Annotated in this window: 18 protein-coding genes; 12 read left to right on the top strand and 6 right to left on the bottom strand. The window is 52.5% G+C overall.

Annotated elements, in window-relative coordinates; translation table 11 throughout:
• Window positions 1–23: 23 nt before the first annotated feature.
• The gene (locus BZG72_RS12655; protein ID WP_077666941.1) at window positions 24–1,199 is read right to left on the bottom strand and encodes a 3-phenylpropionate MFS transporter; all 1,176 of its coding nucleotides are present in this window, start codon (window positions 1,197–1,199) and stop codon (window positions 24–26) included.
• Window positions 1,200–1,394: 195 nt separating this feature from the next.
• On the opposite strand from BZG72_RS12655, the gene BZG72_RS12650 reads away from it, so the two are divergent.
• The 6 genes from BZG72_RS12650 (at window position 1,395) to accC (ending at window position 8,644) form a co-directional block, all read left to right on the top strand.
• On the top strand, window positions 1,395–3,191 hold the full coding sequence (locus tag BZG72_RS12650) for a DUF294 nucleotidyltransferase-like domain-containing protein (RefSeq protein WP_077666940.1): 1,797 nt from the start codon (window positions 1,395–1,397) through the stop codon (window positions 3,189–3,191).
• 1 nt (window position 3,192) lies between these two features.
• Window positions 3,193–3,816, top strand: coding sequence for a 3'-5' exonuclease (locus tag BZG72_RS12645; protein WP_077666939.1), 624 nt, complete (start codon window positions 3,193–3,195; stop codon window positions 3,814–3,816).
• 243 nt (window positions 3,817–4,059) lie between these two features.
• Window positions 4,060–6,009, top strand: coding sequence for an acetate--CoA ligase (gene acs / locus BZG72_RS12640; protein ID WP_077607351.1), 1,950 nt, complete (start codon window positions 4,060–4,062; stop codon window positions 6,007–6,009).
• 340 nt (window positions 6,010–6,349) lie between these two features.
• The gene (gene aroQ / locus BZG72_RS12635) at window positions 6,350–6,805 is read left to right on the top strand and encodes a type II 3-dehydroquinate dehydratase (RefSeq protein ID WP_077666938.1); all 456 of its coding nucleotides are present in this window, start codon (window positions 6,350–6,352) and stop codon (window positions 6,803–6,805) included.
• Window positions 6,806–6,831: 26 nt separating this feature from the next.
• Window positions 6,832–7,290: an acetyl-CoA carboxylase biotin carboxyl carrier protein gene (gene accB / locus BZG72_RS12630; protein WP_046074530.1), complete on the top strand. Its 459-nt coding sequence runs from the start codon at window positions 6,832–6,834 to the stop codon at window positions 7,288–7,290.
• A gap of 10 nt (window positions 7,291–7,300) precedes the next feature.
• Window positions 7,301–8,644, top strand: coding sequence for an acetyl-CoA carboxylase biotin carboxylase subunit (gene accC, locus BZG72_RS12625; RefSeq protein WP_046074529.1), 1,344 nt, complete (start codon window positions 7,301–7,303; stop codon window positions 8,642–8,644).
• Between the two features lie 107 nt (window positions 8,645–8,751).
• Here accC and BZG72_RS12620 read toward each other — a convergent pair whose 3' ends face one another.
• Entirely contained in the window at window positions 8,752–10,386 is a 1,635-nt protein-coding gene (locus tag BZG72_RS12620) for a methyl-accepting chemotaxis protein (RefSeq protein WP_077666937.1), read from the bottom strand.
• Window positions 10,387–10,627: 241 nt separating this feature from the next.
• Between BZG72_RS12620 and prmA the strand changes: the two genes are divergently transcribed.
• The 3 genes from prmA (at window position 10,628) to fis (ending at window position 13,030) form a co-directional block, all read left to right on the top strand.
• On the top strand, window positions 10,628–11,515 hold the full coding sequence (gene prmA / locus BZG72_RS12615; protein WP_077666936.1) for a 50S ribosomal protein L11 methyltransferase: 888 nt from the start codon (window positions 10,628–10,630) through the stop codon (window positions 11,513–11,515).
• Between the two features lie 230 nt (window positions 11,516–11,745).
• Window positions 11,746–12,711 (top strand): tRNA dihydrouridine synthase DusB, encoded by a 966-nt coding sequence (gene dusB / locus BZG72_RS12610; RefSeq protein WP_046074526.1) that lies wholly within the window; start codon window positions 11,746–11,748, stop codon window positions 12,709–12,711.
• 22 nt (window positions 12,712–12,733) lie between these two features.
• Window positions 12,734–13,030, top strand: a complete 297-nt coding sequence (fis, locus tag BZG72_RS12605) for a DNA-binding transcriptional regulator Fis (RefSeq protein WP_021024113.1) — start codon at window positions 12,734–12,736, stop codon at window positions 13,028–13,030.
• Between the two features lie 91 nt (window positions 13,031–13,121).
• On the opposite strand, the gene zntR is transcribed toward fis, so the two are convergent.
• Window positions 13,122–13,547, bottom strand: a complete 426-nt coding sequence (gene zntR, locus BZG72_RS12600; RefSeq protein WP_443508087.1) for a Zn(2+)-responsive transcriptional regulator — start codon at window positions 13,545–13,547, stop codon at window positions 13,122–13,124.
• A gap of 273 nt (window positions 13,548–13,820) precedes the next feature.
• Between zntR and purH the strand changes: the two genes are divergently transcribed.
• Window positions 13,821–15,410, top strand: a complete 1,590-nt coding sequence (gene purH / locus BZG72_RS12595) for a bifunctional phosphoribosylaminoimidazolecarboxamide formyltransferase/IMP cyclohydrolase (protein ID WP_077666934.1) — start codon at window positions 13,821–13,823, stop codon at window positions 15,408–15,410.
• A gap of 20 nt (window positions 15,411–15,430) precedes the next feature.
• The gene (gene purD, locus BZG72_RS12590; protein ID WP_077666933.1) at window positions 15,431–16,717 is read left to right on the top strand and encodes a phosphoribosylamine--glycine ligase; all 1,287 of its coding nucleotides are present in this window, start codon (window positions 15,431–15,433) and stop codon (window positions 16,715–16,717) included.
• A gap of 62 nt (window positions 16,718–16,779) precedes the next feature.
• On the opposite strand, the gene BZG72_RS12585 is transcribed toward purD, so the two are convergent.
• A complete protein-coding gene (locus BZG72_RS12585) occupies window positions 16,780–17,454 on the bottom strand; it encodes a DUF1481 domain-containing protein (RefSeq protein ID WP_077666932.1) in 675 nt (224 codons plus the stop codon).
• A gap of 59 nt (window positions 17,455–17,513) precedes the next feature.
• Window positions 17,514–17,786, bottom strand: a complete 273-nt coding sequence (gene hupA, locus BZG72_RS12580) for a nucleoid-associated protein HU-alpha (protein WP_046074522.1) — start codon at window positions 17,784–17,786, stop codon at window positions 17,514–17,516.
• Window positions 17,787–18,009: 223 nt separating this feature from the next.
• Between hupA and BZG72_RS12575 the strand changes: the two genes are divergently transcribed.
• On the top strand, window positions 18,010–19,098 hold the full coding sequence (locus BZG72_RS12575; RefSeq protein WP_046074521.1) for a CNNM domain-containing protein: 1,089 nt from the start codon (window positions 18,010–18,012) through the stop codon (window positions 19,096–19,098).
• A gap of 44 nt (window positions 19,099–19,142) precedes the next feature.
• Here the strand turns inward: BZG72_RS12575 and BZG72_RS12570 are convergent, their stop codons facing one another.
• Window positions 19,143–19,733 (bottom strand): YjaG family protein, encoded by a 591-nt coding sequence (locus BZG72_RS12570; protein WP_077666931.1) that lies wholly within the window; start codon window positions 19,731–19,733, stop codon window positions 19,143–19,145.
• Window positions 19,734–19,736: the final 3 nt, after the last annotated feature.

The following is a 19,736-nucleotide window of genomic DNA, read 5'->3' as shown; positions in this document are numbered from 1 at the left end:
GGTTTATTACAGCTTAGGCCTGTTTATGCCACCTTAGCTTGCTTGGCACGCCAAAATGCCGGCTCACGCAGGGGTAAAACGAAAACAGGCAACGCAAGCAGCGCCATGGTATAAAAAGTGCCAGAGGGCGATACAGCATAAATCCACCCACTTGCCGTGGTCAGCGCCGCCACCACTGCGCCCATTGGTAGCGCATTGTACGCCGCTTGTGTGGCCACCAATCGCGCCCCACACTCGCGCTGAATGTACTGCATCGCGCCAAGGTGTGCGCCGGCAAACGTAATGCCATGAAGCAGTTGCACCAGTATCACAGGCACCGCAGCGGTCGTCGTCCCTGTGATCCCCCAGCGCAGCAATACACCCACAGCCGCCAATTGGAACAAGGCTTTTGATGACCAGCCATTAAAAAGCCGCGCCCCCAAGGCAAATACTGCCACTTCCGCGACAACCCCGAGGCTCCACAAATAGCCCACGATGCTCTCGCTATATCCAGCCTGCTTCCAGTAGATCGCACTAAAACTGTAGTACGCTGCGTGGCTGCCTTGCAGCAGGGAGGCGATTAACAAGAACACGACCACCTGACGGTCGCGGAAAAGCTGACGCATCGAGACTTTGCTATTGGTCATATCGTGCTCGCTTTGTGGCATCAATGTCGGTCGACGCAACGTCAGTAGCAAACAGGCAGACAAGCCGCCAATCGCGATCCAGGGAATAATCGCCGCCGATTGCTCGGTCACCAGCCATCCGGTCAAACTCGACCCAACAATAAAGGCTATCGATCCCCAGAGGCGAGTTCGACCATAGTCGATAACTTTATGGCGCGCATAATAGTTGGCGAGCGCATCTGACAGCGGGACGGAGGGACCAATGGCTAAATTAAATAACACGGTCACCAAAGCCAGCCACCACACATTGGCACCCATCATAGGATGCAAGGCACACGTCACTAACGCCATGAGTGTCAAGACCCGCAGGGCCGGCAACAAGGCTTCAACCTGTTGTACGCGCGGTGTGAACACTAAGTTGGCCACACAACGGGTTGCAAAACCAAGCCCAATCAAGGTGCCGATCACGCCTGAATTGAGACCAAGATACTCAAACCAAACCGCCCAAAACGGGAGATATACACCATAGGAAAAAAAGAAACCGCCAAAGTATTCTGACAGCCAGCGAAACGGGGAACATTGGGTTAAGGTCATCTCATTACTTCACATTAAGATAGATACCCGCTAAGTGTCGCAGCTCTGTGCGAGGAAAAAAAGACACGCGCGCCACGATTGTCGACAAATACATGGTGGTGACCAGTCCAGGTGCATGACTGGCTAGACTAAAGTCGGCTAGCGAGATCGGAAAGGGTGAGACACACTGTGAATATCACAGTGAGGAGTGCGACTATGCCTGAACCTTTTGACACCTCTCATGCGCCCTTTGACTGCCTAACCGCATCACAAGTCAAACAATGCCGCCAAGCACTCGACGTTGCCTACTTTCGCCGTGGCGACACCCTGATCCAGCCCGGTGATACGGGCGAGCAGCTCTTTATCATTATCAAAGGCAGCGTGGAAGAAGTGTCAGAAGACGGCAAGGAAGTGTTTTCTCATTACACCACCGACGACTTATTCGACGTGCCAGCACTGCTTAATGGCACCGCCAAACACCGATACCGCGCGCTAGAAGATACCCTCTGCCACCTGTTACCCGCCGAGGTGTTCCTCGCCATTTATCATCATAATCACGCGTTTCGAGGCTACTTTGATACCAACCTTCAGCGCCGACAAGCACTGATGGTGCAAGCTCGTCAGCAACAAAATCTCGCCGAGTTTATGCTGACAAGAATTGATGACAGCAATATTCAACCTGCCTTGTGTGTCTCCCCCGACGTGCCCCTGTATGCCGCTACCGCCCAGATGAAAGCGGAGCGCTGCGACTGCGCCTTGGTCGATGATGAAAATGGCGACTGCGGTATTATCACCCGCACCAATTTGCTTCATGCGCTCGTGCTCGAGGGCTACGATCAATCCGTGCCTGTTGGCGAGGTGGCCACACGTCCGGTGATCAGTGTGGAACGCGGCGACTTTCTCTTTCACGCCATGATTAAGATGACACGCCAGCGCGTAAAACGTGTCCGGGTCGTCAATGAACACGGAAACACCGCAGGGATGCTCGATCTTCCTCAGGTACTGAGCCTCTTTTCGACTCACTCTCACGTGCTTAACTTACAGATTGCCCGCGCACAGACCATCGACGAACTGGTGATCGCCGCAAACAGCCAGAGCAAGCTGGTACACACCTTATTTAACAATGGCATTCATACCCGCTTTGTGATGCAGCTTATCGCCACGGTGAATGAGCAAATCATGGAAAAAGCCTTTCGCTTGTTAGTGCCCGAGGCTTACCAACGTCAGTGCTGCTTGGTGGTCATGGGCTCTGAAGGGCGCGGCGAGCAAGTACTCAAAACCGACCAAGACAACGCCTTGATTCTCGCCGACGATCTCAACTGGCCCGATTGCCAGCAAGTGATGGAGACCTTTTCACATACACTGTATCAACTCGGTTACCCGCCCTGTCCGGGTCACGTGATGGTCAGTAATCCCAAGTGGGTAAAAACCGCCACGCAATGGCAGCAAACCGTGCGTAATCTGGCACAAAGTGCCAACCATCAAAGTGTCATGGACTTGGCGATCCTTGCTGACAGCCAGCCGATCGCTGGCGATCTTAGTCTGATTGATGCGATCCAAACACCACTCAAAGACAGCTTGACCGACAATATGTTGACGCTCAACACCTTTGTCCGTCCTGCGCTAGCCTTTCGCGTTCCTTTGACCGTATTTGGCTCCCTCAAAAGCAGCAAAGAAGGGCTGGATATCAAAAAAGGGGGGATTTTTCCCATCGTCCATGGCGTACGTACCATGAGCTTGGAAAAAGGTGTACCACACACCAACACCTTTGAGCGGCTGGAGCAGCTTGCCAACCTAGGGGCACTGGCGGAAGAAACGGCGGAAAACCTCTCCGAAGCCTTGAAGCTATTTATCCGATTACGTTTAAGACAACAATTGAGTGGTGAACCACAAAGCAACTACCTCGACGTAGCTCAACTCCCTTCTAGCGAACGCGACTTACTGCGCCACGGGCTGCATGTGGTGAAAAAGTTCAAAGAGTCACTCGCTTTCCATTATCACGTGAGGGATTAATTTGAATTGGCTGACTCGGCATTGGTACCGTCATCGTCTACGACACTCACCCTATCGGGACTTATTTTTGCCCCCCGACTCAAGCACGCTGATTTCACTGGACTGTGAAACGACCAGCTTGGATCCGCACCGTGCAGAGCTGGTTACGATTGCGGCCACTCCGATTAAAGGCAATCGGATCCTCACCAGTCACGCTCTCACCTTGATACTGGCCGCGCCAGAGAGTTTGAGCGCCGGCTCGGTCAGAATTCATCGTCTGCGCCACCAGGATCTGGTTCACGGTGTCACGGCAGATCAAGCAATCACCGCACTGGTCGACTTTATTGGTAATCATCCATTGGTCGGCTATCACATTCGTTATGATAAAAGTATTCTCGATCGCTACGCGCGGCATTTTCTCGGCTTTCCTCTCCCCAACCCTCTGATTGAAGTCAGTGATATTTATCAACGCAAACTCGATCGCCTGCTACCTAATGCCTATCACGACATCAGCATGGAAGCCATTAGTCGTCACCTCGATGTCCCTTTGCCGGCCCGGCATGATGCATTGGATGATGCGCTCGCCGCCGCATTGATTTATGTCCGCCTCACCCAAGGTGAGATGCCCATGCTGCAATCCAAATAACGCATCGAAGCCGCGACTTGCGCACGAACGCAAAGACAAAGTGGGATCTAGCCCCCACTATCTGGCCTGACAACTGCGCAAATCGCTTAAAAATCAATGGGGTCATCCTAAAGTCTAATTGTCGGACGTCCCGATATGTCACACCTTTACTGCATGGTTTTCGTTTGCCAGGCAGCGGTAACGCCTGACATCTCATGACATGGAAGCGCCGCGTGGAGCATCGCGGACACGAGGAGAAACAGGATGAGCGATAGTCACGTATACCCCGTCATGCCTTCAATAGCACAAAAGGCACACGCGGATGAAGCCAAGTATCAAGCACTCTATCAGCAGTCAGTGGCCGACCCAGAAGGCTTTTGGCGCGAGCACGGGCAAATTCTGGATTGGATGACGCCTTATACCAAAGTCAAACACACCTCGTTTGATACCGGCCACGTGGATATCCGCTGGTTTGAAGATGGCACACTCAACGTCGCAGCCAACTGTATCGATCGTCACCTCAAGGCGCGAGGCGATCAGGTTGCCTTGATTTGGGAAGGCGACGACCCCAAAGACGATGCCACGCTCACCTATCACCAACTCCACCAGCAGGTATGCCAATTTGCCAATGTCCTAAAAGATAACGGCGTAAGAAAAGGCGATGTGGTGTGTCTTTATATGCCGATGGTGATGGAAGCCGCCGTCGCGATGCTGGCGTGCGCCCGTATTGGTGCGGTGCATACCGTGGTATTTGGCGGCTTTTCTCCCGAAGCATTGGCCGGTCGGATTATTGACTCCAATGCCAAAGTGGTGGTGACAGCCGATGAAGGGATACGTGGTGGCCGTGCGGTGCCCCTGAAGAAAAACGTCGATGATGCCCTAGCAAACCCCAAAGTGAAATCGATCGAAAAAGTAGTGGTGTACCAACGCACCGGGGGACACATTGACTGGCACAGTCATCGTGATGTGTGGTGGCACGAGGCCGCCGCGAAGGTGTCAGACGACTGCCCCGCCGAAGAGATGAAAGCCGAAGACCCTTTGTTTATTCTTTACACATCAGGCTCCACAGGCACCCCAAAAGGGGTACTGCACACGACCGGTGGCTATCTGGTGTACGCGGCGATGACCTTTAAGTATGTCTTCGACTATCAAGAGGGAGACGTGTTCTGGTGTACCGCAGATGTCGGCTGGATCACCGGTCACAGCTACCTTGTCTATGGTCCGCTTGCCAATGGTGCGAAAACAATCTTATTTGAAGGTGTCCCCACTTATCCAAGCACGGCACGCATGAGCGAAGTGGTCGATAAGCACCAAGTGAATATTCTTTACACCGCGCCCACCGCGATTCGCGCACTGATGGCAAAAGGCAACGAAGCGGTCGCGGGCACCCAACGCGACTCACTGCGGATCATGGGCTCGGTGGGTGAACCCATCAACCCAGAGGCTTGGGAGTGGTATCACAGCACCATAGGGAACCAAGCCTGTCCGATTGTCGACACTTGGTGGCAAACAGAAACCGGTGGGATCTTGATTACCCCGCTACCGGGCGCCACCGCGTTGAAACCAGGCTCGGCAACCCGTCCTTTCTTTGGCGTACAGCCTGCATTAGTCGATAACATGGGCAATATACTCGACGGTGCCACCGAGGGTAATCTGGTCATGCTTGACTCGTGGCCAGGACAAATGCGCACCGTCTTCGGTGATCATGACCGCTTTGAGCAAACCTACTTTTCCACCTTTAAAGGGATGTACTTTACCGGCGATGGGGCGCGTCGCGATGAAGATGGCTATTACTGGATAACCGGCCGTGTCGATGATGTCCTCAATATCTCGGGGCACCGGATGGGAACGGCAGAGATCGAGTCGGCGCTCGTCGCATTCGATAAGATTGCCGAAGCCGCGATTGTTGGTGTGCCACACGATATCAAAGGCCAAGCGATCTATGCGTATATCACCCTCAATGCGGGTGAAGTGCCCAGCGCCGAACTCCACAAGGAAGTCAAAGAGTGGGTGCGCAAAGAGATTGGCCCCATTGCGACACCCGACTTCATCCACTGGACGGATGCACTGCCTAAAACCCGTTCAGGCAAGATCATGCGTCGCATTCTGCGCAAAATCGCCACTGGTGATACCGGTAGTCTTGGCGATACTTCCACATTGGCCGATCCTAGTGTGGTCGATAAGCTTATCGCAGAAAAAGAAAGTGTGGTTTAACCCTAACGAAAGATTGCTTAGCAACCTTTGCCGCCTTCGGGCGGCTTTTTTGATCCCCAGCACACGGTAAACTGAACTCTTTCCCTCCCTCGCAATCACACAAAAAGTAGGGACTTGCGGTGTCATCCCGCATCAAACCGCCGACGAGCAACCCTTTTGATATCGCTAACAGACAAACTGTGCTGATTAGACCAGTATTTTGCTGCGATTTGCGCTGAAGTCTCTATAATTGCTGTCAGTAAGGACAAAATTGCATGGTATGCGCCGTCATAACATGTCCATCGGCTGGAATCCGCGTTAAGCTGCACAATAACAGCGAATAGGAGAAGTAAGCGTCAAGATGTCTACAAGAAACCAAGTTTTAGTGTTAAATGGCCCAAACCTTAATTTGCTCGGTCAGCGTGAGCCCGAACATTACGGCGCCCAAACGCTTGGCCAAATCATGGCGGCTCTCGAGGCACAAGCCACGACCTTGGGGCTCAATCTTGAACACTTTCAATCCAATAGCGAAGCTAGCCTTATCGATAAAATCCACCAAGAGATGGAGACCGTGGATTTTATCATCATCAACCCAGCCGCGCTGACCCACACCTCCGTAGCCCTGCGTGACGCTTTACTGGGTGTGAGTATCCCCTTTATCGAAGTGCATTTGTCGAATGTTTATGCCCGAGAGCCCTTCCGGCATCACTCGTACTTATCAGACAAAGCCGTCGGGGTGCTCAGCGGGTTTGGCGCTGATGGTTATGAATTCGCCTTAACAGCGGCCGCGCGTCATTTAGCGTTTGCGGCTGAGTAAAACAAAACATATAGAAGAGACCTATCATGGATATCCGTAAGATTAAGAAACTGATCGAACTTGTTGAAGAGTCTGGCATCTCCGAGCTAGAAATTGCCGAAGGTGAAGAGTCAGTTCGTATCAGCCGCTCTTCCCCTGCTGCACCGGTACAAATGGCCGCCCCGCAATACGCGGCACCAGCGGCCCCGGCCCCCGCGCCAGCCGCCCCTGAAGCGCCGGCTGCTGAGCCTGCAAGTGCACCACAACCGACGGGACACCAAGTGCTTTCCCCAATGGTCGGTACCTTCTATCGCGCTCCAAGCCCTGAGTCTGCCGCATTTGTTGAAGTCGGCAGCCAGGTGAATGAAGGCGATGCCCTGTGCATTGTCGAAGCGATGAAGATGATGAACCAAATCCAAGCCGACAAGAGCGGTGTGGTCAAAGCGATTCTATGTGAAGACGGTCAGCCCGTTGAATTCGACGAACCACTCGTGATCATCGAATAAGCGAGGGCGCATGTTAGATAAAATTGTAATTGCTAACCGCGGTGAAATTGCACTGCGCATTTTACGTGCGTGTAAAGAGCTAGGGATTAAAACCGTCGCGGTGCACTCTACCGCAGACCGTGACCTTAAACACGTGTTGCTCGCCGATGAAACCGTGTGTATTGGCCCGGCGCCAAGCAACCAAAGTTACCTCAACATTCCCCGCATTATCAGCGCGGCTGAAATTACCGGCGCGGTGGCGATTCACCCCGGTTACGGATTCTTATCCGAAAACGCGGATTTTGCCGAACAAGTTGAGCGTTCAGGGTTTGTCTTTGTCGGCCCCAAAGCTGACACCATCCGTTTGATGGGCGATAAGGTGTCGGCCATTGAAGCGATGAAAAAAGCAGGGGTGCCCTGTGTGCCTGGTTCAGACGGTCCATTGGGCAGCGATCAGGAAAAAAACAAAACCATTGCTAAGCGCATTGGCTACCCGGTGATCATCAAAGCATCAGGCGGCGGCGGTGGCCGGGGAATGCGCGTGGTTCGCTCCGAAGCTGAATTGGTTGATGCGATTGCGATGACCCGTGCTGAAGCCAAATCGGCGTTCAGCAACGACATGGTTTACATGGAAAAATTCCTGGAAAATCCACGCCATGTTGAAGTACAGGTGCTCGCCGACGGTCAAGGCGGGGCGATTCACCTGGGTGAGCGCGATTGCTCGATGCAGCGTCGCCATCAAAAAGTGGTTGAGGAAGCGCCAGCCCCTGGTATTACCGCAGAGATGCGAAAATTCATTGGCGAACGTTGCTGCCGCGCATGCGTTGAAATTGGCTATCGCGGCGCAGGTACCTTTGAGTTCTTATATGAAAACGGCGAGTTCTACTTTATTGAAATGAACACTCGCATTCAGGTCGAGCACCCCGTTACCGAAATGGTGACCGGGATTGACTTGGTCAAAGAGCAACTGCGTATTGCAGCAGGTCAACCTCTGTCGTTCACCCAAGACGACATCCAAATTCGTGGCCATGCGGTTGAATGCCGGATCAACGCTGAAGATCCAGAGCGGTTTATCCCTAGTCCAGGGAAGATTGAACGCTTCCACTCGCCAGGTGGGATGGGCGTGCGTTGGGAGTCACATGTGTACGCAGGCTATCAAGTACCGCCCCACTATGACTCCATGGTCGGCAAGCTTATCTGTTACGGTGAGAACCGCGATGTCGCCATTGCGCGCATGCGTAATGCCCTCGCGGAAACCGTCATTGATGGGATTAAAACCAATATTCCTCTACAACTCGATATTATGAATGACGAGCACTTCCAACATGGGGGCGCTAACATTCATTACCTCGAGAAAAAGCTTGGTTTGTCGTAATGACATCTTGGCACTAGAAGCGATATAACCGCTTCAAGGTAAGCACAAAACCGCCGTCAATCGGCGGTTTTTTTATCCTTTTTAGCGTGATTATCTTGCGAGCTCTCTTAAGCCTTTGCAGGCTGACCTTTATCTCTCGCCTGACCGGCCAACTTAAAATCATTCAAGGTTTCTTTTAGGTACAACGACTGACTCATCAGTTGCGCCGCAATATCTGCCGTTTGCGTCGCCTGCTCACTGGCGGTGTAGCTTTGACCATTTATTTGCTCCACCGACTCACTCATGTCTTTGGTCACATTGGCCTGCTCATCCGCCGCTGTCGCCACTTCACTCCCCATTACCTTAACTTGATTCACTTTATCAAAGATGTCTGCCAGTACCGCGCGCGATTCCGCCACCACTGCCAGCGTTTCTTGCGCCATGTGGTTATTACTTAGCACTCGTTCAGAGGAGTGATGGATCCCCGTATGTAGCCCCTCTAGCATGGTTTTTATATCACGGGTCGCCTGTTGGGTGCGCTGCGCTAGGCTCCGTACTTCATCGGCGACGACGGCAAAACCTCGCCCCTGCTCTCCGGCTCTCGCAGCCTCGATAGCCGCATTCAGAGCCAGTAAGTTGGTTTGCTCGGCAATGTCACTGATTGTTTGTGTCACCTGAGTAATTTTTTGACTTTCTTCAGCACTGGCTTGAATGTGTGCAATGGTCTGCTCCAACTCTTGGATAAAGTCAGTCATGCTGGTGGTCGCACGGCCGACCACATCGGCCCCCTCACTCGCACGCCCTTGCGTGAGGGAGATAATGTCGGCAGTACGGTTCATGTTTTGTGCCACTTGCTCAATGGTGGCACTCATTTGCGTCATCGCGCTGGCAACATGGGTGATCTGTGACGATTGCGTGCTCATGTTGTCTTGCACGCTACGACCGCGTGCCGCCAGATGATCCGCATGTGCAAGGAGCACTTGGGTGTTCTCCACCACTTGACCGATGATCGCGCCAAACCGTGCTTTCACCATGCGGTAATTATCATTGAGCTCACCCAATTCATCATGACGAACCGGTTCATCCCCAGAGACAAGGTTCCCTGAAGCTAAGTGTTTCAACGCCTCACTGGTCTCTTTGATTGCGCCAATTACACGGGTTTGCATCACCCAAGTCATACCTGCCGTGAGCAGCAGCAGTGTCGCCATCACGCCGAACAAAGAGAATTGCCCCTGCCTGAGCGCCAGTCCCATACCTAAAGTACATAGCGCCAACGCCAACACAAAACAAAGGTTGAAAAAGAATCGCAACTGAAGACGCTGCATCAGAGGAGCCGGGGGGAGCGGGCGTGTCGGGTTGTCTCTCAGCTTGCGATACAACGACTCAGCCTCCGCAACTTCATTGCGGCTAGGCTCGCTGCGCACAGATTGATAACCAACGATGTTCCCGTCTTTTACTACCGGTGACACAAAGGCGTTTACCCAATAGTGGTCACCGTTTTTACACCGATTTTTAACCATACCGCGCCAATTTTTACCGGCCTTAATGGTCTGCCAAAGATCCTTGAACGCGGCCGGTGGCATATCAGGGTGGCGAACGAGATTATGGTCGCTGCCGATTAGCTCATCACGGCTATAACCGCATATTTCGATAAAGGCATCATTGGCGTATTGTATCTTGCCGTGAAGATCGGTTTTCGATACCAGTTCTCCTAAACCGTTAAACATCACCTCTTTTTGTGTCACTGGTCCCGTATCTCTCATTCTCCAATCCTTCGCTTATCCATGACAGTGAGGCGCAAAGCCGCCAAACTTGCTACCAGTCGCGGAGCAATAATGTAGTCAATAGCCATAATAAATAAAGGGCTATTTGCATAAAACCCGCGCTAACTTGCAAAAAATCCCACCCATCCTCAATGCTCATCATGCTGTCATCATCTTGTGCAGCGAGCACAGTATGGATCTGGTAAAATCGACGTATTCCTTTTCCGACACGAGACACACCATGCCTTGGATCCAACTCAAACTGAATGCAACGTCTGACAACGCCGAAGCGATTGGCGACCTGCTAATGGAAGAAACGGGCGCCCTATCTGTCACCTTCTTAGATGCCAAAGACACCCCGGTATTTGAGCCTTTACCCGGCGAAACGCGCTTGTGGGGCGAAACAGACATCATGGCCTTGTTCGATGCTCAAGCCGATATGGGCACGGTGTTATCGGTATTACAAGCCAGTCCATTGCTGGCTGAAAACTTTGCTCATAAAGTCGAGCAGTTGGAAGACAAAGACTGGACACGCGCATGGATGGATAACTTTAAGCCAATTCAATTTGGCGAGCGGTTGTGGATCTGTCCAACCTGGTATGAGGTACCTGATGACAACGCGGTGAACGTGATGCTCGACCCGGGCCTCGCCTTTGGCACCGGCTCGCACCCGACCACCGCACTATGCTTGGAATGGCTTGATAGTCTGGATTTAAGCGGCAAAACCGTGATTGATTTTGGCTGTGGCTCCGGCATTCTCGCGATTGCGGCGATTAAACTTGGGGCCGAGCGTGTGATTGGTATTGATATTGACCCACAAGCGCTGCTGGCATCAAAAGATAACGCCGAGCGCAATGGTGTCGCCGACCAACTTCACCTGTATCTTCCTAAGGATCAACCGGCTGACTTAAACGCCGATGTGGTGGTGGCCAATATTCTTGCCGGACCATTGCGTGAATTATCGAGTGTCATCAAAGGCCTGATCAAACCCGGTGGTCAGCTGGCGATGTCTGGCGTGCTAGAAACTCAAGCGGATGACGTGGCGAACCATTACCGTGATAGTCTCACTATCGACCCGATTGTCGAGCGCGAAGAGTGGTGCCGGATCAGCGGTCATTTGCCCGAGTAACTGGCCAAATGATGATGCCATTGGCTTACCGCCCCTATCCACTGTCGTCGGTAAGCCATGGCTGACGTGCTACTCGAACTGCTTGATTAATCAGCGAAACACCATCGATACAAAAACTGCTGTAAAAATCAAGCCATCAATGCTCAAATATTGTCCTTTTCAGATGCTGAAAAAATGCGTAAAATGCGCGCCCTTGCTGACTCAGAGCGGCTGAAGAGGATTTAGAGCTTTTGCGTATCGGACCCTACACCCTGGATGTCCCCTTGATCGTTGCCCCAATGGCAGGCGTGACAGATAGACCATTTCGTGAGTTATGTCTTGCACATGGTGCGGGCATGGCTATTAGCGAAATGATGTCGTCGAATCCAGCGTTGTGGCGGACGAGCAAATCGCAAAAGCGCATGGTTCATATTGACGAGTCCGGTCTGCGTTCGGTGCAAATCGCGGGGGCTGAACCCGAGCTTATGGCTGACGCAGCGCAGTTTTGTGTTGAAAACGGGGCGCAAATTATCGACATCAACATGGGTTGTCCGGTGAAGAAGGTCAATAAAAAGTTAGCAGGCTCTGCCTTGCTAACGCGGCCTGATCTCATTGAGCAAATCCTCAAAGCCACGGTAAACGCGGTGGATGTTCCCGTGACACTCAAAACGCGCACAGGCTGGGATCCGGACAATAAGAATTGTGTTGAGATCGCCCGGATGGCGGAAGATTGTGGCATCCAAGCCCTTGCACTGCATGGCCGCACGCGTGCCTGTATGTACAAAGGTGAAGCAGAATACGACAGCATTAAGGCTGCCAAGGCAGCGGTATCCATTCCGGTGATTGCCAATGGCGACATTGACTCACCAGAAAAAGCTCAGTATGTCCTCGACTACACGGGTGCGGATGCGGTAATGATTGGTCGCCCTGCTCAAGGACGCCCGTGGATTTTTCGCGAAATCCACCACTATCTCACCACAGGTGAGCACTTGCCTGCCCCTTCACTAGAAGAGGTTAGGACAATTTTGTTGGGTCATGTTCAAGAGCTTCATCAGTTTTATGGGGAGCTCAAAGGGTTACGTATTGCCCGTAAACACGTGGGCTGGTACCTAAAAGAGCATGACCAAATTGGCGACTTTCGCCGCACCTTCAACGCAATCGAAGATGCACCACAGCAGATCGATGCGCTGCAAGGCTACTTCGACAACGTTGCATAAATACGAGAAGAGCTGACAGAATATGTTCGAACAAAACCTGACTTCCGAAACATTGACAGTAACGACTGTAACTTCACAAGATCAAATTACGCAAAAGCCACTTCGTGACTCTGTAAAAGCGTCCTTGAAGAACTACCTCGCGCAATTGAATGGCCAGGAAGTCAACGATCTGTATGAGCTTGTCCTCGCAGAAGTTGAGCAGCCACTGCTGGATACCATCATGCAATACACGCGCGGTAACCAAACGCGCGCAGCCACCATGATGGGCATTAACCGCGGTACATTGCGTAAAAAACTGAAAAAATACGGCATGAACTAATCAACCATTGGTTTGGTTGTGATAAAACGGGCTAACCGTCAACCGGCTAGCCCGTTTTTGTTGCCTCTGACTGCGCATAAGTGCTCCCTCTTTAGCTGCATGAGTTGGAGTCCTCACTCTCCGCCAGGGTTTCCAATATCGAGCAATGGGTCGCGTCATCGTCGTCCATACCGCAGCAGGCGGCATTTAAACGTGTCAGTGCATGCTTGACCCGCTCAAGCGCCGCTATCTTCTCTGAGACCTCATTCAGGCGCCGCTGGGTGATCCCTTTTACTTCTGCACAAGTGTGTAAGGTCGCTTCTTCGCGAATGTCGGACAACTCGTGAATTTCATCAAGCGATAACCCCATCTCTTTGCCGCGCAAAATGAACATCACTTGGCTAATGGCCTCATCGGCATAAAGCCGGTATCCACCTTCGGAGCGCGCACTCGGCGCCAGCAAGCCTGATTTTTCATAAAAACGCAGTGTGTCGGTAGAGACACCACAGTGCTTGGCAAGCTCGCCAATTTGCAGCAATTTGGTCATCACCGCTCCTCTATCGTAATGCGATTGATCCTTCTTTTTGTAGCAAAGCCGCGACCTTATGACCAGCATTGCATGAGAACCAGAAAAAGCTGAAGTGTAAAAACAATAAAAGTGTCGCCATCAGCAAATAGCAATCGATTGCGCAAAGAAAATCAGATAGAATATCGCCGCTTTGACAGTTGGCGATTTAATAAAGCTTATCCATGTTGATAGACACGATGGGCTTTGATAAGCATTCAATCTGTCAGTGAAGAGAACTAAGCCATGGAAAATCTGCGTCCTATTCGTCGCGCGTTACTGAGCGTGTCTGATAAAACCGGTGTGGTCGAGTTTGCCCAAGCGCTCGCCCAACGCGGTGTCGAACTGCTTTCGACCGGCGGCACGGCCCGTTTACTCGCAGAAAGCGGCCTTGCGGTCACCGAAGTCTCCGAGCATACCGGCTTCCCCGAAATGATGGATGGCCGCGTGAAAACCCTCCATCCGAAAGTTCACGGCGGCATTTTGGGCCGACGCGGTCAAGACGATGCGGTGATGGAAAGCCATCAGATCGCACCGATTGATATGGTGGTGGTGAATCTCTACCCGTTCGCACAGACCGTTGCCAACCCAGACTGCACACGTGAGCAAGCCATCGAAAATATCGATATCGGCGGTCCGACCATGGTACGTTCAGCGGCGAAAAACCATGCCGACGTCACCATTGTGGTGAACAGCCAAGACTATGATCGCGTGCTGACCGAGATGGATCAGCATCAGCACTCTTTGACACATGCCACGCGCTTTGATTTAGCCATTGCCGCGTTTGAGCACACCGCGGCCTACGATGCCATGATTGCAAATTACTTTGGCACCCAAGTCCCTGCCTACCATCACGCCGAAGAGAGCCAAGACTCGCCATTCCCGCGCACCCTGACGCAACATTGGGTCAAAAAGCAAGACATGCGCTATGGCGAGAACAGCCATCAGGCAGGCGCGTTTTATACTGAAACTCAACCGCAAGAGGCCTCGGTAGCGACGGCGACCCAACTACAGGGCAAGGCGCTGTCTTATAACAATATCGCTGACACCGATGCGGCATTAGAGTGCGTGAAAGAGTTTGAACAGCCTGCTTGCGTGATTGTAAAGCACGCCAATCCCTGTGGCGTTGCCATCGGTGAAGACTTACTCAGCGCCTATCAACGTGCTTATCAAACCGATCCTACCTCAGCATTTGGTGGCATTATTGCCTTTAACCGTGAACTGGACAGCGACACGGCACACGCCATTGTCGAACGTCAATTTGTTGAAGTGATCATCGCACCTCGCGTCAGTGACGCCGCCAAGGCGGTGGTTGCAGCGAAGAAGAACGTACGCCTTCTCGAGTGTGGTCAATGGCAAACGCGCACCACAGGTTGGGATAGCAAGCGGGTTAACGGCGGCTTGTTAGTCCAAGCCCGCGACCAAGGCATGGTCGGCTTAGACGATTTGCGTATTGTCACTGAGCGCCAGCCCACAGACAAAGAGCTAAACGATGCGCTATTTTGCTGGAAAGTGGCAAAATACGTGAAATCGAACGCGATTGTGTATGCTAAAGACAGCATGACCATTGGCGTCGGCGCCGGCCAAATGAGCCGCGTCTACTCGGCGAAAATAGCCGGTATTAAAGCGGCCGATGAGCATCTCGAAGTGGCCGGTAGCGTGATGGCCTCCGATGCTTTCTTCCCTTTCCGTGACGGCATTGATGCTGCGGCAAACGCTGGGATCACCTGCGTGATCCAACCGGGTGGTTCGATGCGTGATGAAGAAGTGATTGCCGCCGCCAATGAGCATGGCATGGCGATGGTCTTTACCGGTATGCGCCATTTCCGCCACTAAGTGGGTATGAAGGAGAAAACATGAAGGTATTAGTGATTGGTGGCGGTGGCCGTGAACATGCCCTGGCGTGGAAAGCCGCGCAGTCATCAAACGTTGAAATCGTGTATTGCGCACCGGGCAATGCCGGCACCGCCCACGAGGAAAAAGTCAGCAATATCGCCATTGCTGCTGATGACGTTGAGGGATTGCTGGCCTTTGCGCGCGAGCAACAGATTGGCTTAACCATCGTGGGCCCAGAAGCGCCACTGGTCTTGGGCGTGGTCGATGCCTTCCGTGAACACGGCTTGGCTATCTTTGGCCCTACTCAAGCAGCGGCACAACTTGAAGGCTCAAAAGCCTTCAGTAAAGACTTTTTGGCACGTCACGGTATTCCCACCGCTGACTACCAAACCTTTTCTACGGTTGAGCCCGCGCTAGCCTACATCGCTGAAAAAGGTGCGCCCATTGTGGTCAAAGCCGATGGCTTGGCCGCCGGTAAGGGCGTCATTGTGGCAATGACCGAGCAAGAAGCCACCGACGCGGTACGCGATATGCTCTCGGGTAATGCATTTGGTGAAGCAGGCCACCGTGTGGTCATCGAGGAATTCCTGCAAGGTGAAGAAGCAAGCTTTATCGTCATGGTGGATGGCGAGCATGTGCTCCCCATGGCCACCAGCCAAGATCACAAACGGGTCGGTGAAGGCGATACCGGCCTGAATACCGGCGGGATGGGTGCATACTCACCCGCCCCTGTGGTGACCGATGCGATTCACCAACGCGTGATGGAAGAGGTGATCATGCCCACCGTGAAAGGGATGCACGAAGACGGTGTGCCCTACACCGGCTTTTTGTACGCAGGACTCATGATTACCGCCGATGGCACCCCAAAAGTGATCGAGTTTAACTGTCGCTTCGGCGATCCGGAAACCCAACCAATTATGATGCGCTTGCAATCTGACTTGGTTGCGCTTTGCTTGGCGGGCACAGAGGGACGCCTTGATAAGGTCGAGTCTCACTGGGATCCGCGTGCAGCCGTGGGTGTGGTCTTAGCCACTGGCGGCTATCCAGGTGAGTATCGAAAAGGCGATCGTATCACTGGGTTGCCCACCGATAGTGAGACGGCCAAAGTGTTTCACGCAGGTACCGCGCTAAAAGACGGCGATATCGTGACCGCTGGCGGGCGTGTACTCTGTGCTACCGCATTAGGTGAGAATGTGACCACGGCAAAACAAGGGGCTGACGCGCTCGCGGCCTTGATTCATTGGCCCGGTTGTTTCTACCGCTGTGACATCGCCCACCGCGCCGTTTCACGCGAGCAAATGGCATAATTGTCGCAACACATGATATAAAAAATGCGCCAAGTAGGCGCATTTTTTCACCGCTCTTCACTTTACTCATCCAGTAAGCGAGGGCGCTGTAAACAACGCTTTTCCCCCTCGACATGTACCAAAAAGTCTATCTGGTCGCGACCGATACTTGGGCTCCCTCCTGCAATCACAAACGTGCCAGGCTGGTTGAGACGCTGCACTAAAGACGGTGTCATCGTCTCGGGAAATGCCCAACGCTGACGATCGTCGTCGCAATCAAGCCAATAGTCACCTTGTCGCTGCGCTTGCAGCACCGAGACATTGTTGGCTAATTGCGCCTGCGCTTGGCGCTCAATTTGATTCGCTTCTTGATACAGGCGGGATAAAGTCGCACTGTCTAAAGGCAACAGCGCATCATCTTGATGATAGCGCTGGAAAACCGGCTCACCATTGGCGTCAAACCGTACGTGCATCGAAAAGGGCACCAAGCGGTTATCGACCAGCTTTTTCCCTTCACGCTTTAACGCACGCAGACTACCCGCTCGCCAAGCATATTCACTGCGATACTGACCGTAATCGCCTTGCCACGCTTTCTCCGCTAAACCGATAACCTGCCCTTGTTGGCTATCTAGCCAATAAACGGCGCGATAATCTCCCGCTGAAAATGCGGTAGTATGAGTGACGGGCTTTGGCGGCTTACCGCTAGAACAGCCTGTCAGTGCCATTACTAAGGCAAGTATGCAGAGGTAAAATCGCATGGCGGGCTCAGAGACAAAAACGCCATAGCGGGAGGCTATGGCGACATCAGCATGCGTGCTTACTTAACCGCGTCTTTTAACGCTTTACCTGCGACAAACGCAGGGACGTTTGCTGCAGCGATTTGAATTTCTTGACCCGTTTGTGGGTTACGACCAGTGCGTGCTGCACGGTGGTTAAGCTTAAACGTACCGAAGCCAATCAGTTGTACCTGCTCGCCTTCTTTTAAGGCGCCTTCAATACCGCCCAAAGTCGCTTCCAAAGCTGTTTTCGCTTGTGCTTTTGAAAGGTCTGCTTTTTCCGCGATCAGGTCGATCAGTTGGGTCTTGTTCATTATGTCTTCCCTTCTAGGTTTTTTAGAGACGAAGTCACTCTAATTCAAAAGAAGCCCGGCTGGCAAAGGTTTGTGGCGCTGAGTGTGGCTGTATGGAGGCTCTTTAACCACAAACTGAGCGCGATCTCACAATTTGTTGCGTTTTTTCTCAGTTGAATGGTTGTAAAAGCCCGCCAATGGCCTGATCTTTAGGGTGTTGATTGGCTTTTAACTCCGGAAACCTATGCTCATTCTGGTTCTTTTTATTTCGCTTTCTATTGGTGTCTCATTCATCTGCTCTGTGCTCGAAGCGATTTTGCTTAGCATCACCCCCAGCTACATAGCGAACCTGCGCCATCAAGCGCATCCTGCCGCCGAGCGGCTCAATGCGCTTAAGAAGGATATTGATCGCCCTTTGGCCTCCATTTTAACCCTCAATACCATCGCCCATACAGTCGGGGCAGCTGGCGCGGGGGCGCAAGCGGCTCACGTGTTTGGCGATGCGTGGGTCGGGGTTTTCTCTGCCGTATTGACGCTTGCGATTCTGCTTCTCTCAGAAATCATCCCTAAAACCATTGGCGCGAACTTCTGGCCGCAATTGGCACCTGGCGCGGCGCTGGTACTCAAGTGGATGGTGTGGGCGCTGACGCCATTCGTTTGGCTGTCTGAACAAATTACCAAGCGACTTAGTGCGGACACCACCCATGTTAAACTGCGGGACGAAATCTCAGCGATGGCGATGCTGGCCTCAGAAAGTGGAGAAATGGGTGAGGACGAAACGCAAATGCTTCATAACATGCTGAAGTTACGTGACCTGCCCGCAACACAGCTGATGACACCGCGCCCGGTCCTGTTTCGCATTCCTGCCGAGATGGATGTGAATACCTTCCTCGACGAACACGGTGACTGCCCATTCTCTCGCCCACTGGTTTACGGTGAACAGCGTGACGATATTCTAGGCTTTGTCCACAAGTCCAATATCTATGAAGCCAAAACCCAAGGCGCTGGCCAAACGCCGATAGGCAATCTCATGCGCCCCCTCGCGGTGATCCTTCCCGGCAACAGTGTTTTGCAAGCGTTTGATATATTGATGATCCGCCGCGCCCAGTTGGCGATGATTGTCGATGAATATGGCACGGTGCAAGGTATTATCACCTTGGAGGATGTGTTTGAGTACTTAACGGGGCGAGAAATCATCGATGAGGCGGACACGGTCACCGATATGCAACAACTCGCTTATCAGCGTTGGGATGCTTGGAAGAAGCAGCACAACATGATTGAAAGCCAAGACGACGATGAACCCCCGGTGCAGCGACATACGGATGAGTCATGATCAGAAAAGGCGGCTTGCGCCGCCTTTTCTCGGATAAAGTGTGCTTACTCGACACTTAACCCAAGGTTACTCACGCCCGCCTCACGCAGCTCTTGGCGAATGCTTTTGATCATCTCCACATCACGGCTTTCCGCACTTTTCAGCACGCGAAAAATGGCCCATTGGGCATCCCACTCTTCGCAAACCGCTTCAAACGTCTTTTGATTCTCATCCGTCACCGCCTCACCCGTTTGTGCCTCTTCTAGCTGCGCTACGCTGTGGACAGATTGCTGAGAGACTTTCAGGGTAATAGGGAGTATTTCATCACGATCCAACAGGGCGTGAAGAAGCTGAGACAAGGCGATGCAAGCATCAATTGCCGGGTAGGTCAAGTAAATGGCCTCATCGTCAGCCACCGGGATCAATGGCTCCAGCTTCTCCAGCTGCCGCTCAAAATCAATCTTGGCCGTTTTGACTGTTTGCGACTCCCACACTGCATCGAGAATATTGCGAAACGCTTGGGGATCAGCAAACTCGGTTTGCGCACAGTAAAGGGCATAGTTGGGCACCATACGCTCCACCAGCGCAGCCATAAAACAAATATGCTGCCAATTCTCACATTTTTCCAAACGTAGTTGTAAAGGGTTTCGTAACATAGC

It is taken from the genome of Salinivibrio sp. PR6, from assembly GCF_001995955.1.
GTDB lineage: Bacteria > Pseudomonadota > Gammaproteobacteria > Enterobacterales > Vibrionaceae > Salinivibrio > Salinivibrio siamensis.
This window is presented reverse-complemented; position numbering and strand designations above follow the sequence as displayed.